The following is a 15247-nucleotide window of genomic DNA, read 5'->3' as shown; positions in this document are numbered from 1 at the left end:
CGGGTTGAATTTGTGAATGCGGCGCAATACTTATTTGCGTGGTGAATGGTTGGGTTAGGGCTTGTGCAGCGTATTTAGATATATGCAATGTAACTCAAGCCTTAGAGGGTGGTCGCTATGAATTGGGGCGATGATTGAACGACTTAAATGAGTGCATATATAGTCATGTTTATGGTGTGGTTTATGCGAGGTTGGAATGTTTCAATAATGTAAAAAGTGAATTCACTTTTGCCATGTGGTCAGAAATTAAAATTTTAGCTAGATCACATAAATCTTTCGGATTACGAGTTCTAGCACCCGCTACTCATGCTCATTTGACGTTTTGTAGGGGTTCAATGAAAGAAAAAGCGGCCTAAATAGCCGCTTTTGATGGTTGCCTAGTATGGTTATCTAGCGCCGTTATTTAGAGTTCTGCTTAGGACTCTTCTTCCTCAAAGCCATCTGCATAGCCTTTCGGTGGCGGTGTCCAACCACGTTCAGATCGAGAGTGCTTGTCTGAACGGTCTTTTTTCATATCTTCTTTCATTGCTTCTTCAAGGTGAATGAAGATTTGTCGGTAGTTGTTGTCGTAGCGCGGGTTCTCTTCCGCTTCAGACCAAGCTTGGTAGAGCTTTTCAGACTTACGGCTTTCAACACGTTGATACGTCGATTTCTGTTGTTCAACGAAGAATGGGTGATGACCCAAAGAACGCAAGGCTTCTGCACCCATTTCAAGAGCAGAATGGTAGGTCTCTGATTCCACGAAGTCTGCACCTGCTTCTCTTAGGCGATAACTATGACCACGGTCGAATGCACGCGCTAAGATTTTCACTTTAGGGTAGTTGTGTTTAACGTATTTGACCAATTCAACACTTGAGTCTTGGTTGTCGATAGCCACAACCAACATTGCGGCTTCTTCGATACCAGCGGTATGTAATAAATCATGACGAGTCGCATCACCAAAGTAAGATTTGATGTTGATTGAACGTAGCAAGTCGACTTGATTAGCTTGATGATCCAAAACCACAGTATTGACATCATTCGATACCAATAAGCGGTTAACAATCTGACCGAATCGGCCAATGCCCGCAATGATTACGGTGCCTTTCTCTTCGATGGTATCTTCTTCGCGGTCGTTAGATTTTTGTTCGTAACGAGGAAGAATCACTTTATCAAATAGAATGAACAGCCCTGGTGTTAGGAACATTGAAAGTGCCACAACCAGCGACAATGTTTGGACGATGTCAGCAGGTAATACGTGGTTTTGAGCTGAGAAGCTTAGTAGTACAAAACCAAACTCACCGGCTTGCGCCAAGCTCAGTGTAAACAGCCAACGGTCACTGTTTTTGATTTTGAATATCAATGCCAACGTAAATAGCACCAAGGCTTTAAGAAGCATAACGCCAAGGGTGAGGCCAATGATCAAACCAAAGTCGTTGAATAGAACATCAAAGTTAATGCCTGCACCTACGGTGATGAAGAACAAGCCAAGTAGCAGCCCTTTAAACGGGTCGATATTGGACTCAAGTTCGTGGCGGAATTCACTGTTCGCTAAAACCACACCCGCAAGGAAGGTACCCAAAGCCGGAGATAGGCCGACTAGGCTCATCAGTGCAGCAATGCCAATCACCAACATCAGTGCGGTTGCAGTAAAGATTTCACGCAGGCCTGAGCTTGCCACGAAGCGGAACAATGGACGACTCAAGAAGTGTCCGCCGACCACAACAATCGCAATAGATGCTGTGATCACAAGGCCATAAGCCCAACCGGGTAGGCCAGCGACGAGGCTTAACTCTTCATGGTGATCAGAAGCCGAAGCAACTGCGCTTTGTGCAGCTTCAATTAATTCTGGCAAGGCTAATAGAGGGATAAATGCCAACATAGGAATGACGGCAATATCTTGGAACAGTAGGACTGAGAAAGCGTTCTTTCCGCCTTCTGTTTTGGATAGCCCTTTTTCGCTAAAGGTTTGGAGTACAATCGCGGTAGATGACAGTGCGAAGATCAAACCGATAGTCAGTGCGATCGTCCAAGGCTGCCCAAAGAACAGAGCAATACCCATTACAATCGCGGTAGTACCACCAACTTGCAGGCCACCCAGCCCCATAAGTCGGTTCCTCATTGCCCAAAGCATCTTAGGTTCAAGCTCAAGGCCGACTAAGAACAGCATCATAACCACACCGAACTCGGCAAAGTGTTGGATCGTTTTGGTCTCTTCACCTACCAGACCAATGATTGGGCCAATCACAACACCAGCAATGAGGTAACCCAATACAGAACCAAGACCAAGCCTTTTGGCGATAGGGACCGCGATGACTGCGGCAAGCAAATAGATAAATGCTTGTAGAAAATATCCTGTCATGATTTAACCTCTGCTCATCAGTTCATCAACGTAGTGGTTGAGTTTTTCTGCTTTGCTGGCTTTCTTGATATTGATCTTGCCAGCAACTAACGCCTCTAACAGCACTTTATAGCTATCGACATGCTCTTGAATGCGGTTTTCTTCCAAAGCGGTACGCGAGCCAAATAACGCAAAGGGCGCGAGATAGTTCATCCCGCACAGAGAAGCGGTTTGTTCGATTGGGTGAAGCAGTTCTCGAATCGTGAAATGGTTGTAACCATCACTTTGGTAGGCATCTTTTTTACCTCCTGCAGTAATGCTACATAACAATTTCTTACCCTGTAGTTCATTGCCTTCGGCGCCGTAGGCGAAGCCGTATTCAAGAACAAGGTCTTGCCACTCTTTAAGAATTGCCGGTGTTGAGTACCAATACAAAGGGAACTGAAAAATGATGATGTCATGGTCTAACAGGCGTTTCTGTTCACGGTCGATGTTGATTTTAAATGTCGGATACTCGGCATAGAGATCGACACAGGTAACACCGTCAACGCGTTTGGCTTGTTCAAATAAGGGTTTGTTTGCTTCAGAACGATGTTGAGAAGGGTGAGCGAATAGCACCAAGACTCGATTTTTCGACATATAGCCCTCTTTGTCCATTAACGAATAATATTTATTGGAATTATAGATATACAATAATAGAAGAATGGTTGAACAACAACGAATTAGCCCATACTTATCTATCTAGATGCGTGTGTTTTTAGGTACTTAATTATATAAAACATCCGTCAATTTGAGTATTTCTGGCACAAGCCGCCGATGACTGAGTAAAACTAATTATTCACGAATAGTAAAAGCGAATATGGGCATTTTATGTCACCGTTGGTGGGTAACGTAAATAATCCAATAACCCTACATAGAACGATAATGAATAAAGGAAAAACTATGAGCATGGACTTGCGTCAACAATGTGATTTGTTGCTTTCCGGTCACCTAGAACCGACTCCAGCACAAACATTCGCTCAGATGGCTGAATGGTGTGAGACACACAATGTGAGCCATGATAGCTACGGCGATGGTGAGTTTATCGAGAGCTTCGAAAACAAAGTCGCGGAACTGCTAGGTTATGAAGCGGCTGTATTTGTGATTACTGGCACCATGAATCAACCAACAGCATTAGAAATTGCGTGCCAAGAGAAAAGAAACCCAGTAGTGGCGATGCATGAATCGAGTCATATTATGCGTCATGAACGCCAAGGGTATCAGCTCCAAAACCGATTCAACGTACTTCCCGTTGGCAACGTATTTCGCACTTGGAATGTTGATGACTTAAAGGCGTGGCCTGATGAGATTGCAGCCGCTCTATATGAATTACCCATGCGTGAAATCGGCGGCCAATTACCAGAATGGGATGAGCTTGAAGCGATCAAGCAGTACTGCAAAGAACAATCAATTCACCTTCATATGGATGGTGCGCGTTTGTGGGAATGCGGCGCCTATTACCAAAAGTCATACAGCGAGATTGCTCAGGGCTTCGATAGTGCTTATGTTTCGCTGTACAAAGGTCTCAATGGCCTTGGTGGTTCGTTATTGTTGGGCGATAAAGCCTTTGTAGCGAAAGCATCTGCGTGGATGAAGCGCCAAGGTGGCAATGTTTATCACCGAACGCCTTATGTGGTTTCAGCAGCAATGCAGTTTGATGAGCGATTAGAGTTGATGCCATCACTGTTTGAGCGAACAAAACAGATCTACCAAATCTTATTAGACTATCCTCAGTTCACTGTTAATCCGCAGCAACCGCAGGTCAACATGCTTCACCTATATTTACCTGTGAGCTATGAAGACGGCATTATTGTGAGAGATAACATAGCGAAGAAACACAAGATTTGGATAGGAAACCCAGCGATCAGTGAGTTGCCAAACCAATGTAAGATTGAATGGTATGTAGGGGATAACCTACTAAATTTGCCTGATCATGAGCTGATAGACATTCTAGATTTTATTAGCGAAGAGCTGATTTGATTAACGAAGAGCTGGCTTAAGAAGAACTGATCTAATTGGAACTGAAATGGATACAGGAAAGGGTTCTTATATCCATTTATATAGCTAGGATGTCCGGCTCTGTTACATATACTGGTTGATGTACACATCAACTAAGAACATGAACACTGGAACAGTGCTGAGAAGTCCGAAGAAGACGATTGGCACCCAGTTTTTCATTTTCTTTTTAGGTTGCTCAGTGTTATTCATAAATTCGGCCTTAAATTTGTTGTTGAGTCTGTTTAGCTTTTTGGTACTAAAAATCTAAGTGTATGGTATCAAATAAATGGGTTTAGCCCTATGTAGATTTAGAGAACCGTGGTGTATATCAATCACATAAAATGTAAGTGATTCATAAACGGTTCATAAAGGTTCAACAATAATGAACCTATTACAACAATCATTGCCTTACTCGGCATATTAAATAAATAGCATTCAAAGATTTGGAGAATACAGAATGAAAACAATAGGAAACATCATTTGGTTTCTGTTCGGTGGCGTATTTATGGGACTAGCTTGGTGGTTCTTCGGACTGCTCGCATTCCTAACCATCGTTGGTATTCCATGGGGTAGAGCATGTTTTGTTATGGGTAACTTCTCATTCTTCCCATTTGGTCAGGAAGCGATTTCGCGTGATGAGCTAACCAATGAAATGGACATCGGCACGAGCCCGCTAGGTGTGATTGGTAACGTTATTTGGTTCTTATTTGCGGGGATCTGGTTGGCGATTGGTCACATCATGTCAGCAGTAGCGTGTTTCATTACTATTATAGGTATTCCGTTTGCGATTCAGCACCTTAAGCTCGCGGTTATCTCATTGGCGCCAATCGGTAAAACCGTTGTCGACAAGCGTGAAGCAGAAGCGGCACGAGTAAGAAACTACAAGGGTTAAGACTACAGTTTAAGCCTTATATAGAACTGAAAAAGCACATCACATGATGTGCTTTTTTGTGCCTCGTTTTCTATCTAACGATGCCCCAATCTCACAAACACTCACTAGACATTGTTGAACAAGACTTCAAGCCTAAGGGTGATGTTGGCTTCTTCCGTGTGTTTCTCGTAAGGCTCTCGTTCCCACTAGTAGCGCGGGGTGACCTCGTAAAACAGCCATTCCTTCCATACATTTTCTCTATACGTTACCGACACTTGCGAATATTCGTTGTGGTTATACGGTTCGCTGGTCGCGGTTATCGTGGCGCTGTATTGCAGAGCTTGGTCTTGAGAAAGGTAATGGTACAAGGTAATGCCCGTACCATACTCCCAGCCTTTGAGGTCATCGTTATAGCCAGCAAAGTTAGACCAACGCGCTAAGAAATCGTCACTCAAAGAGAGGTCAAAATCGATATCAGTGATCTCTCCCGTCTCTTTCTTCTCTTGATACACACGTTGGGTTAGCCGGAATACTGCATCTGTGGTGAGCGGGTAGGTAAAACGATAGCGAGCCTCTATTCTTGGGCGTAATGTCGCTTTGATATTGAAACTACTGTAACCCTTGGCATAGGCGTCATAACGAAGGCCAAGTGCATTCTCTAACTCTTCAGAATCTTGTGGGAAGAAGTCTAAGAATTCTTCATCGCCAACAGACTCGTAGATTAGCTTAAGCCTTTTGCTGACAAAGGGTAAATGCAGGCGTGCGTTGAGCTTGGTGGAATAATCCACGTCACCGCCCTCAGAATAGATGAAATCATTATACCAACGTACAGAGGTTCCGGCTCTGGCGTCCTCGGTAATACGGTCATCCACAAAGAAGTTATCGAACCATATTGCGGGCTGACAAAACTTGCTGTTTAGGTAGTGGTAAGCTTTTTCGACGCGCGTGTCTTCTAACGGTTGGCTGTGACACTCATCCTGTTCCTCCGCGAAGGCAGAGTGGGAAACGAGCGATGCTAATAATGAGGAGTTAACTATCCAACGACTCAATGGAACCTGTTTGTCATTCTATGTATCAATAGTTTGACTATAACTAAGCAGTTATGACAATGCGACTTTTAAAGAGATTTATCTTAATCAGTGGCTATTCAAAACAGAGACTTGAATAACATATGGCAGGTAAAGAAAACGGGCTCAGTAGGTGAGCCCGTTTGTCGATAAGTTTATAAGTGACTTAATGGCAGATTACATTGCCGCTTCGAAAATCGCAGAGATTTCTTCGTGGGTCGCTTGTTTAGGATTAGTAAAACCACATGCGTCTTTCAGTGCGTTGTCAGACAGAGTAGGGATATCTTCTAGCCTCGCACCAAGTTGCGCGATACCTGTTGGGATGTTCACGTCATTTGCTAGTTGAACAATTGCTTCGATCGCAGCTTCTGCACCTTGCTCTGGTGACATACCTTCAACGTTAACGCCCATTGCTTTTGCAACATCACGTAGACGCTCAGGACAAACTTGCGCGTTGTAGCGTTGAACGTGTGGTAGCAAGATAGCATTACACACACCGTGTGGAAGATCGTAGAAGCCGCCTAGCTGATGCGCCATCGCATGAACATAACCTAGTGACGCGTTGTTGAACGCCATACCCGCCATGAACTGTGCGTAAGCCATTTGTTCACGTGCTTCAATGTCTTCGCCGTGCGCTACTGCCGTTCTTAGGTGAGCTTGTACAAGTTCAATGGCTTTAATCGCTACAGCGTCTGTAATTGGTGTCGCTGCGATAGAAACGTAAGCTTCGATTGCGTGTGTTAGCGCATCCATACCTGTTGCAGCAGTCAGTGATGCAGGCTTAGCAAGCATTAGTTCAGGATCGTTTACTGAAATAAGCGGTGTTGTGTGCTTGTCAACGATCGCCATTTTAATGTGACGTTCCTCATCAGTGATGATGCAGAAGCGTGTCATTTCTGATGCTGTACCAGCCGTAGTGTTGATAGCGATAAGAGGCATCATTGGCTTTTCAGATTGGTCTACGCCTTCGTAGTCTGCAATCTTGCCGCCGTTAGAAGCAACCAGAGCAATGCCTTTTGCACAGTCGTGTGGAGAACCGCCACCTAGAGAAACAACGAAATCACAATCGTTGTCAGTCAGCAATTCAAGACCATCGTTAACGTTCGTGATGGTTGGGTTTGGTTGAGTGCCATCGAATACAACTGCGTCTACGCCTCGCTGGCTAAGAAGGTCTTGTACCTGCTTAACTACACCAATTTGATTCAAGATCTTATCAGTTACGATCAGACCTTTTTTAAAGCCTTGAGACTGAATACTATCAGCAGCATCCTTCAGACAGCCAGTACCCATGAAGTTGATTGTAGGGATGTAAAATGCAGTAGACATTGGAAAACTCCGTTAATTATGATTTTTAATTTCCTACATGTTGTCGGCATTCAAGTGGTCGACCATTGATCTGGAACAACTTTGAATTCGAACTACCACTTTGTGGCTAGTCGTTGTGATAGGGCTCATATAGCAATCGTTTTCATGGTTTTTGGCTGTGTTGATTGTCAGTAATAGATCGCGATAAATCGACTAAATTAGAGACAGTATGGAGCTCTATAACAATGAAAAATAAGGTTTTTCATTGAAAACTCTTCTAGTTAGGCTGGTGTCGACGTTTTATCTGAGTCATCGCTGCATTCAATTTCAGCTTCTTGTGACTCTTCAGAATCAAGCGTGTCTTCTGACTCCTCGTCATAGTATTTGACAAGAAAAGGGGTAAGCATGACAGACGATGGTAAAAAGTGCTTCATAATACCTCCCGGTACTTAAATGTATTTCTTGTATGGTATTGGTTTAATATGTGGCAAAATTTGCGATACATCATGACTTGCTGCTTGTTTTCTATAAATTATTAGATTTATATACAGGCTCACAGATTTACGAGTAAAGTGATTGCCAGCCTACAAGGCGAAGAGAAAAATTAAGCAAAACTACGATAAAAACAAACACAGCACTGCTCAACAACGCGAATAACAGGACAGAAAATGAAGTACGATTGGATATTCTTTGATGCGGATGAAACCTTGTTCCACTTTGATGCTTTTCAAGGAATGAAGCTGATGTTCTCCCGTTTTGGTGTGGACTTTAGTGAACAGGATTATTCGGTTTACCAAGAGGTTAATTTACCACTTTGGGTAGATTATCAAGATGGCCGCATTACGGCAGCTCAACTGAAGCACGCGCGTTTTGAAAGCTGGGCAACAAAGTTAGAGACAACAACAGCAGAACTAAACAGTGCATTTTTGACCGCAATGGCGGATATCTGTTCTCTGCTCCCAGGTGCAAAAGAGTTGATGGAGTCTTTAAAAGGCAAAGTGAACATGGGTATCATCACGAATGGGTTTACCGAGCTGCAATCTATACGTTTAGAACGCACAGGCATGACAGATTACTTTGACCATGTGATCATCTCTGAAGAAGTCGGTGTCGCGAAACCAGACGCTGAAATCTTTGAACATGCACACAAGCTTGTTGGCTTACCAGCAAAACAACGCGTATTGATGGTCGGAGATAACCCGCATTCAGATATTTTAGGCGGCTTGGATTTTGGTATTGAGACGTGTTGGTTGAACAGCCAAGAGAAAGCAGCACCAGCAGGTATTAACCCTCATTATCAAGTTAAGTCTTTAGCTGACCTGCAAGCTCTGTTATTGGCATAATTGCTTTTAGATTTTTGAGTGAATGATTGATAGCCGAGTGCAGTTATGTGCTCGGCTACTTATTTTTACCTACTGTAAGTTATCGATAGTGGTGCTTAAGTCTATCTTTGCTTTAAGCTCGCTTTGATTACCCAATGACAATAAAGAAAAGGAAGAGGTGTGTTTAAATCTCATCGCCATAGCTGCTACGGCATTGCTGCCATTCTACTTTGGAGCTGCTTAATCGCGCTGTCTCGAAGCGTATCTGAACAACTGGGCCCAATCGGTGGTGCGGCCAGCCTTTACACGGTGAGTGCGCTGTTGTTGATCTGTGTTATGGGTCTACCAAAGCTGTCACGCTTTTCTAAGTCTTATTTGCTGATTGGCGGCACCTTGTTCGTTTGTTATGAGATCTTCTTGGCTCTGGCTTTAGGAATGGCAAACAATAGACATCAAGCCTTGGAAATGGCTGTCATCAACTACTTATGGCCAGCACTGACGGTGTTATTTGCGGTGCTGCTGAGCGACAAGAAAATTAACTGGTTGGTTTACCCAAGTATCTTCTTGGCCTTCTTTGGCGTCGCTTGGAGCATCAGCGGCGATCAGGGGCTTTCTGTTGAACAAATCGCTGCCAATGTTGCTACTAACCCAAAAACTTATTCAATGGCGTTTTTCGGCGCGATTATTTGGGCGGTCTACTGTAATTACACTCAGAAAGTGGCGAAAGGGCAGAATGCGATTGTGTTGTTCTTTATCGCAACGGCAATCACCTTGTGGATCAAATACGCATTGAGTAACGAAACCGGCATGGTGATGACAACCAGTGCTGCGATTGACTTAGTGTTGGCAGGCGTGTGTATGGGCGCAGGTTACGCGCTTTGGAATACAGCGATACTTGGCGGCAATATGGTCTTCTTGGCGACCATGTCGTATTTCACGCCTATTTTTGCGACCTTACTGTCTTCTATTATTTTGGGTTTGTCATTGAGCATGACGTTTTGGCAGGGCGTTTGTATGGTAACGATTGGCTCTTTAGCTTGCTGGTGGGTAACCAGAGACAAAAAGCCGACGGTTACGGCGTCGGCTTCTAAAAAGGTTCAATCAGAGTCTTAGTCAGCGAGAGGTTGATTGGTTAGCTCTTGGTTCTTAACTCTCGACTCTTAACTCGCGATATTGAGATTCAATTGAAGCTCATAAGGCATCTTCGATAAGCGTCGCTTAAGTTGGCGGCGCGTACGTTCAATATCATCGACCGCAATCGCTTGTTGGTCGTTGGTATGAATATCAACATTGATTCGTAATTCTGGACCAACCTTAGTCACACCCATCAGCTCCAAATCTTGCTCCGCTTCTTTGTCTACCGCGACAACGTTCTTATCTACCGCATCACAAATATCTTTGTTTGCCGACATCATAAGCAGTTCGCGCATGGCTTCACGTAACATGTCGAAAGGCACTTTGATGAAGTAGAAAGACATTAGCAACATCATCATTGGGTCGGCATACACTGCGTATTCTGCAAGCGGAGAAAAAGTAATTAACCAAGCCGCTACGAAACCCGCTGTTACCGCTACACTCAGTAGTGTATCCATCTGCCACTGCTTAGATTCAGCCTGAATCAGACCTGAAGAAATACGTTTGCTCTTATTCGCGATGTACCACCAAGCGTAACCACAACCCAACACGTTGAAAATACCAAACAGAGTTGCAATAGAAGCATCAACTTCACGGCCACCCGTCATTAGGGCACCAATCGCAGAGTAAAGTGAATAACCAACCACAAGAAGAATCACAACGGCTTTGATGGCAATCACAATCGGCTCGATGATAGCTCGACCAAACGGGAACTCAGTGTCCGAAGGGCGATTGATGTATTTCGAGGCAGCTAGTGACAATAAAGTTAACAGTAAGCTGATAAGAGAATAGACACCGTCAAATACTATGACCAGAGAGCCAACGAGAAGACCCAACACCAATCCGCCAATTGCGAAGCCCGATGCTAAAAGGGCTGAGAACAATAGTACTCGATTTTCGTTTTGGCTTTTCCTGTCACACATAATATTTTCCAGATGTTTTTGATAACTTCATTGTTCTAATAATGAGCTAACTTTACAAACTTTATCTGATGATGTTTATATGTCTTATTTAATTCGAACATATAAATCAATAAAATTCAGTGACTTAAGATTAGGGTGTGGTGTCAATAAAGTTGACGTTGAGTGTTTTTTGGTGATGGTGTGCAACTGAAATAGGATCGTTTATGATTAATACAACACATTAGTCGCTAAGGTCTTATTGGTCTTCTAGATTTGACTGCGACTGCGATGGACAAGGAGTGAATCAATATGAAGTTTGACGATATCAGTGATAATGAGTTGTGGGCGATTGCTAACCCGATCATGGATAATCTGATGGATGGTTCAACTAAGGTTGATCATGAACAGCACTGTCGAGATTTTACTCAAAGGATGAAAGACATTGTTACGCCAGAATATTTAGAAAAGGTGTGTCACCATTATCAGCACAGTAATGGCTTTTTTGCTGAGCGTGAGCAAGTTGCTTTATTTAGACGTTCAGACTCCATCGCCTTTGTGTGGAAACAAGCTTACACCATCGCCAAAGGTGAGTTTGTCGCTGAAATGGTATTGGTTGAAGAAGACGGACGCTATTTAGTGGATCACGTGATGGTCTTTTAGGAGTAGTGCTGTTTGTGGTTTTTCCCTTTGTTATCGACGATAAGCAATAAGCGCGAGCTAGAAATCAAACAAATAATCACTAAGCTGGTCGGCCAACCAATTCATTCCTGGGTGCTCTGCCATGCCAGCCGCGGTAAACATACAGTAGTCTTCTTGTGTTAAACCGTAGGTGTGTTTGATCACGGCAAGCTCTTGTTTACGCAGTAAATGGCGAATCAATGGCTCAGGCATTACGCCCCATGCTTCTTCACGTAGAATCGTATCCAACATAAAGTCGAAGCTAGAGAAGCCAATGTAACGACGCGAGAAGGGCTCAAGCTCAGGATTATCCTTTTCATTAAGATAAACCATGGTTGCTTGCATCGAATTTCTCAGTACTTCATCAGACACTCGTCGCATCGCACTCAAATCATGTCCTTTCTTACATACAGACATCATTCGAATCTTACCAAGCGGGTTGTAGATAATTCTTGGGTCATCGACGCGTTCGTAATCGACACCAAATGCGAAGTCGACTTGCTGAGTTTCAACTAGGTTAGCTAAGTCACCGCTCGATGCGAGAACGAAGTTGAATGAGGTAGAAGGGTACTTGTTATTTAAGGCGTGAGATAAGTCCTGCCACATTTCATCGGGTAGGGAGTCATCTCGTGCTATCCAAATTTCTGCGTTGAATTCGCCCGAAACATGCAAGCAGGTTTGTTTAATACGCGCGGCTGTCACCAACATGCCTTCGCAATCTTTGTAAATCGCTTTACCCGCTTCTGAAAGCTCAACGTGGTTTCCGCTGCGGACGAACAGCTCGACATCTAACTCTTTTTCCAAGGCTTTAATCGACATGCTGAGTTTGGTTCGGTTGCATTCTAACTGGCGTGCAGCTTCAGAAACTGATCCTAAATCAGCAACGGAACAAAAGGCTTGGACTTGAGAAAGGTTCATTTCATTTCCATATTGAGCGGGGGTTGGTGCATATTATCTGAATATTGTGCTGACTATCTTAGAAATAGTCCATCTTTGCATGATAACTCTATGACGAATTGACTAATTTGGTTTACTCTGGGGAAGTTCCGAACCTACAAGAAGTAAAGATGGAGGCCATGATGGCGAAACAATGGGACGAATACGCCGTTGATTGGGATAAAGATCCCGCAACTGCAGTATTCGCACAATCCGTATTTGACCAGTTAACACAGCTCGTTGATTTAAACGGAACCCGTGTCCTTGATTTTGGTTGTGGTACAGGACTACTCAGCCAGAAAATATCTCCTTTAGCAAAAGAGATCATCGCACTTGATATCTCTGAAGGGATGATTGAAGAGTTAGATAAGAAAGAGTTACCTAACGTTGAACCGGTAGTTGATATTTTATCGCGCGGACTTGCAGCGCAGCATCCAGCATTCAGAAACCAGTTTGACCTAGTGGTAGCCTCTTCGGTGTGTGGTTTTATCCCGAACCTACAAGACACAGTCAGTCTGATTTACACGCTGCTTGAAAACGACGGTACGTTTGTACACTGGGATTGGTACTTGGAAAGCGACAGTGAAGACTACGGTGTAAGCCAACAGCGCTCAGAAAATGTATTGAGTGCAGCGGGCTTTGCAGTAGTTGAAGTCTCTACACCGTTCTCGATTGACACTCCACAAGGAGAGTTAAAGGTATTAATGGGTGTTGGACGTAAACAAGCGCTTCCAGATCTGTAATCGTGTGTATGCCTTGAGCTAGCATTCAGAATGCTCATTTAAACTACTAAACCCACATTAACGACTCTAACGTCAGTTATGTGGGTTTTCTCTTTTTGGCGCTATCGTTTTAAACAGAACGAATTAGCGCTTTCTCATTTCTTCACTACTAACTCTGGTTTCTCTATTTCTCTATTTCTCATCTCGCTCATAGAAAACTCAACACCGCTAATTTACAAATTATTTATTTCCATTTTGGAAATGTAGTCTTGCATACATTTCATTAGTGGAAATATAACGGTGAGATATAAAATAAGCCCATAACAACACTAAGGGTTTAATCATGAGCCACCAATCTGCGTCATCTACTTCTTCACCACTTTCAGAGCAACAACAACGCTTTAGCAATATCATTTCAGATGCCAACCTGTCACCAAAACAGAAGTCGAGCTATCTTGCCTTAGAAGCTGAAGCCAGCTTACCGTATATGCCGGTAAGCAAAGAAGTAGAGCAAGCCTTACAACAAGGTGTGCTGTGTGACATGTTTGAAGGGCACGCCCCATTTAAGCCGCGCTATGTACTTCCAGATTATTCTAAATACTTACATCAAGGCTCAGAGTATTTAGAGCTTAGCGCGGCAACCAACTTCGATGAAGCATTGAACATGCTTACCATCCTTTACCACCATGTTCCGTCTGTCACTTCAATTCCGGTTTACCTAGGTCAGTTGGATGATGTGTTGATGCCTTTCGTGGGCGACTTAACAGAAGAGCAGGTATACCAAAAGATTAAGCTGTTCTGGATCATGTTGGATCGCACACTGCCAGACGCCTTTATGCATGTGAATATCGGCCCGACAGACAACATTATCTGCCGTACGATTTTACGTGTAGACGCTGAATTGAAGCAGATCGCGCCAAACTTAACCTTTATGTACGACCCAGCCTTGACACCTGATGATCTACTTCGTCATGCGGCGAGCAACATCTGTGAATGCAGTAAACCACATATTGCAAACTATCCAGCGCATGCCGAGGCTTACGGCGATAAGCGTTTTGGTATTGTGAGCTGCTACAACTCTCTGCCGTTAGCGGGTGGTTCAAACACCTTGGTGCGTATGAACCTTAAGCAAGTGGCGTTGAAGTCTGAGGACAGTGCTGATTTCTTACAACAAGTATTGCCGAACTACAGTGGCATCATGGTTGAGTTGATGAACGCTCGAAGCCGCTTCTTGCATGAAGAGTCTAACTTCTTCGAAGGCTTCTTAACCAAAGAAGGTTTGATCGAAGAGGATCGCTTTGCGCCAATGTTTGGTATTTACGGCATGGCGGAAGCAGTCAACATCTTGTTGGAGAAAGAAGGTCAAGCAGGGCGTTATGGTCACGATGAACTGGCGAATCAGCTTGGTCATCGTATCTCTGAAAAGCTGGCTGAGATCGTTGAACGCTCTGAAGTGAAATATGGATTAGAAGGTAAAGCTCTGCTGCATGCTCAAGGCGGTATTAGCTTAGATGAAGATGTGACGCCGGGTGTCCGTATTCCTTATGGTACCGAACCGGATCCTGTCTCTTACGTTCGTGCAACCGCGGGTCACCATAAGTTCTACACCTCGGGCATCAGTGACATTCTGACCATCGACGAAACAGTGAAATCTAACCCTGAAGCGATGTTTAATCTGTGTAAAGGCGCGATTCAAGCGGGTTACCGAGAGTTCACGGCTAACGTTGCATCAAATGATTTGGTTCGTGTCACGGGTTACATGATTAAGCTATCTGACATTGCCAAATATGACGAGCAAGGCTCACGCACCAATACCACCTTTTTAGGTGCCGAAGCTGCGAAGAACACGGGCATATTAGAGCGTAAACCACGCGTGGCGAGTTTAGAGATGTCGCCGACATACGAATAGCTTTAACGTGCGTGCGTTATGTGTATGGTGCGTTTCGAATACGA

At 43.9% G+C, this 15247-nt stretch carries 14 protein-coding genes and 1 pseudogene; 7 read left to right on the top strand and 8 right to left on the bottom strand.

Features of this window, described 5'->3' with window-relative positions:
* Positions 1–415: 415 nt before the first annotated feature.
* Together AB4512_RS09180 and AB4512_RS09175 are read right to left on the bottom strand one after the other, a co-directional pair.
* On the bottom strand, positions 416–2341 hold the full coding sequence (locus AB4512_RS09180; protein WP_372174792.1) for a monovalent cation:proton antiporter-2 (CPA2) family protein: 1926 nt from the start codon (positions 2339–2341) through the stop codon (positions 416–418).
* 3 nt (positions 2342–2344) lie between these two features.
* The gene (locus AB4512_RS09175) at positions 2345–2959 is read right to left on the bottom strand and encodes an NAD(P)H-dependent oxidoreductase (RefSeq protein ID WP_371721355.1); all 615 of its coding nucleotides are present in this window, start codon (positions 2957–2959) and stop codon (positions 2345–2347) included.
* A 303-nt stretch (positions 2960–3262) separates the two neighbouring features.
* Here AB4512_RS09175 and AB4512_RS09170 point away from each other — a divergent pair, with 303 nt between their 5' ends.
* Positions 3263–4339, top strand: coding sequence for a low specificity L-threonine aldolase (locus AB4512_RS09170; protein WP_017071139.1), 1077 nt, complete (start codon positions 3263–3265; stop codon positions 4337–4339).
* A 102-nt stretch (positions 4340–4441) separates the two neighbouring features.
* Here AB4512_RS09170 and AB4512_RS09165 read toward each other — a convergent pair whose 3' ends face one another.
* Positions 4442–4567 (bottom strand): hypothetical protein, encoded by a 126-nt coding sequence (locus AB4512_RS09165; protein WP_017060906.1) that lies wholly within the window; start codon positions 4565–4567, stop codon positions 4442–4444.
* A gap of 247 nt (positions 4568–4814) precedes the next feature.
* On the opposite strand from AB4512_RS09165, the gene AB4512_RS09160 reads away from it, so the two are divergent.
* Entirely contained in the window at positions 4815–5249 is a 435-nt protein-coding gene (locus AB4512_RS09160) for a YccF domain-containing protein (RefSeq protein ID WP_004730224.1), read from the top strand.
* A gap of 104 nt (positions 5250–5353) precedes the next feature.
* Here the strand turns inward: AB4512_RS09160 and AB4512_RS09155 are convergent.
* The 3 genes and pseudogenes from AB4512_RS09155 to AB4512_RS09145 all read right to left on the bottom strand — a co-directional run bounded on the left by AB4512_RS09155 (position 5354) and on the right by AB4512_RS09145 (position 8034).
* Positions 5354–6277 (bottom strand): annotated as a pseudogene (locus AB4512_RS09155) (hypothetical protein).
* Positions 6278–6472: 195 nt separating this feature from the next.
* Positions 6473–7621, bottom strand: a complete 1149-nt coding sequence (gene yiaY / locus AB4512_RS09150) for an L-threonine dehydrogenase (protein ID WP_372174791.1) — start codon at positions 7619–7621, stop codon at positions 6473–6475.
* 260 nt (positions 7622–7881) lie between these two features.
* The gene (locus AB4512_RS09145; protein WP_372117351.1) at positions 7882–8034 is read right to left on the bottom strand and encodes a hypothetical protein; all 153 of its coding nucleotides are present in this window, start codon (positions 8032–8034) and stop codon (positions 7882–7884) included.
* Positions 8035–8268: 234 nt separating this feature from the next.
* Here AB4512_RS09145 and yjjG point away from each other — a divergent pair, with 234 nt between their 5' ends.
* A complete protein-coding gene (gene yjjG / locus AB4512_RS09140) occupies positions 8269–8943 on the top strand; it encodes a pyrimidine 5'-nucleotidase (RefSeq protein ID WP_065584585.1) in 675 nt (224 codons plus the stop codon).
* Positions 8944–9102: 159 nt separating this feature from the next.
* Complete coding sequence (yddG, locus tag AB4512_RS09135; RefSeq protein WP_371721354.1) at positions 9103–10035, top strand: aromatic amino acid DMT transporter YddG; 933 nt, start codon at positions 9103–9105, stop codon at positions 10033–10035.
* 47 nt (positions 10036–10082) lie between these two features.
* On the opposite strand, the gene AB4512_RS09130 is transcribed toward yddG, so the two are convergent.
* Positions 10083–10979: a cation diffusion facilitator family transporter gene (locus AB4512_RS09130; RefSeq protein ID WP_017064786.1), complete on the bottom strand. Its 897-nt coding sequence runs from the start codon at positions 10977–10979 to the stop codon at positions 10083–10085.
* Positions 10980–11267: 288 nt separating this feature from the next.
* On the opposite strand from AB4512_RS09130, the gene AB4512_RS09125 reads away from it, so the two are divergent.
* The gene (locus AB4512_RS09125) at positions 11268–11618 is read left to right on the top strand and encodes a hypothetical protein (protein WP_017060899.1); all 351 of its coding nucleotides are present in this window, start codon (positions 11268–11270) and stop codon (positions 11616–11618) included.
* 57 nt (positions 11619–11675) lie between these two features.
* On the opposite strand, the gene AB4512_RS09120 is transcribed toward AB4512_RS09125, so the two are convergent.
* The gene (locus tag AB4512_RS09120) at positions 11676–12554 is read right to left on the bottom strand and encodes a LysR family transcriptional regulator (protein WP_017071134.1); all 879 of its coding nucleotides are present in this window, start codon (positions 12552–12554) and stop codon (positions 11676–11678) included.
* Between the two features lie 161 nt (positions 12555–12715).
* Between AB4512_RS09120 and AB4512_RS09115 the strand changes: the two genes are divergently transcribed.
* Both AB4512_RS09115 and AB4512_RS09110 read left to right on the top strand, forming a co-directional pair.
* The gene (locus AB4512_RS09115; protein WP_017064785.1) at positions 12716–13315 is read left to right on the top strand and encodes a class I SAM-dependent methyltransferase; all 600 of its coding nucleotides are present in this window, start codon (positions 12716–12718) and stop codon (positions 13313–13315) included.
* Positions 13316–13637: 322 nt separating this feature from the next.
* Entirely contained in the window at positions 13638–15203 is a 1566-nt protein-coding gene (locus AB4512_RS09110) for a YjjI family glycine radical enzyme (RefSeq protein ID WP_372174790.1), read from the top strand.
* The last annotated feature ends 44 nt before the right edge of the window (positions 15204–15247 follow it).

Source organism: Vibrio sp. 10N.222.52.B7 (assembly GCF_041474275.1).
Classification (GTDB): Bacteria; Pseudomonadota; Gammaproteobacteria; order Enterobacterales; family Vibrionaceae; genus Vibrio; species Vibrio crassostreae_C.
Note: the sequence above shows the minus strand (reverse complement) of the source record. Positions and strands in the feature narration are given on the sequence as shown.

Bases quoted from the DNA above. Each gene is read 5' to 3' on its own strand.
- AB4512_RS09180 (WP_372174792.1), bottom strand. From the start codon at position 2,341: ATGACAGGATATTTTCTACAAGCATTTATCTATTTGCTTGCCGCAGTC.
- AB4512_RS09175 (WP_371721355.1), bottom strand. From the start codon at position 2,959: ATGTCGAAAAATCGAGTCTTGGTGCTATTCGCTCACCCTTCTCAACAT.
- AB4512_RS09170 (WP_017071139.1), top strand. From the start codon at position 3,263: ATGAGCATGGACTTGCGTCAACAATGTGATTTGTTGCTTTCCGGTCAC.
- AB4512_RS09165 (WP_017060906.1), bottom strand. From the start codon at position 4,567: ATGAATAACACTGAGCAACCTAAAAAGAAAATGAAAAACTGGGTGCCA.
- AB4512_RS09160 (WP_004730224.1), top strand. From the start codon at position 4,815: ATGAAAACAATAGGAAACATCATTTGGTTTCTGTTCGGTGGCGTATTT.
- yiaY (WP_372174791.1), bottom strand. From the start codon at position 7,621: ATGTCTACTGCATTTTACATCCCTACAATCAACTTCATGGGTACTGGC.
- AB4512_RS09145 (WP_372117351.1), bottom strand. From the start codon at position 8,034: ATGAAGCACTTTTTACCATCGTCTGTCATGCTTACCCCTTTTCTTGTC.
- yjjG (WP_065584585.1), top strand. From the start codon at position 8,269: ATGAAGTACGATTGGATATTCTTTGATGCGGATGAAACCTTGTTCCAC.
- AB4512_RS09130 (WP_017064786.1), bottom strand. From the start codon at position 10,979: ATGTGTGACAGGAAAAGCCAAAACGAAAATCGAGTACTATTGTTCTCA.
- AB4512_RS09125 (WP_017060899.1), top strand. From the start codon at position 11,268: ATGAAGTTTGACGATATCAGTGATAATGAGTTGTGGGCGATTGCTAAC.
- AB4512_RS09120 (WP_017071134.1), bottom strand. From the start codon at position 12,554: ATGAACCTTTCTCAAGTCCAAGCCTTTTGTTCCGTTGCTGATTTAGGA.
- AB4512_RS09115 (WP_017064785.1), top strand. From the start codon at position 12,716: ATGGCGAAACAATGGGACGAATACGCCGTTGATTGGGATAAAGATCCC.
- AB4512_RS09110 (WP_372174790.1), top strand. From the start codon at position 13,638: ATGAGCCACCAATCTGCGTCATCTACTTCTTCACCACTTTCAGAGCAA.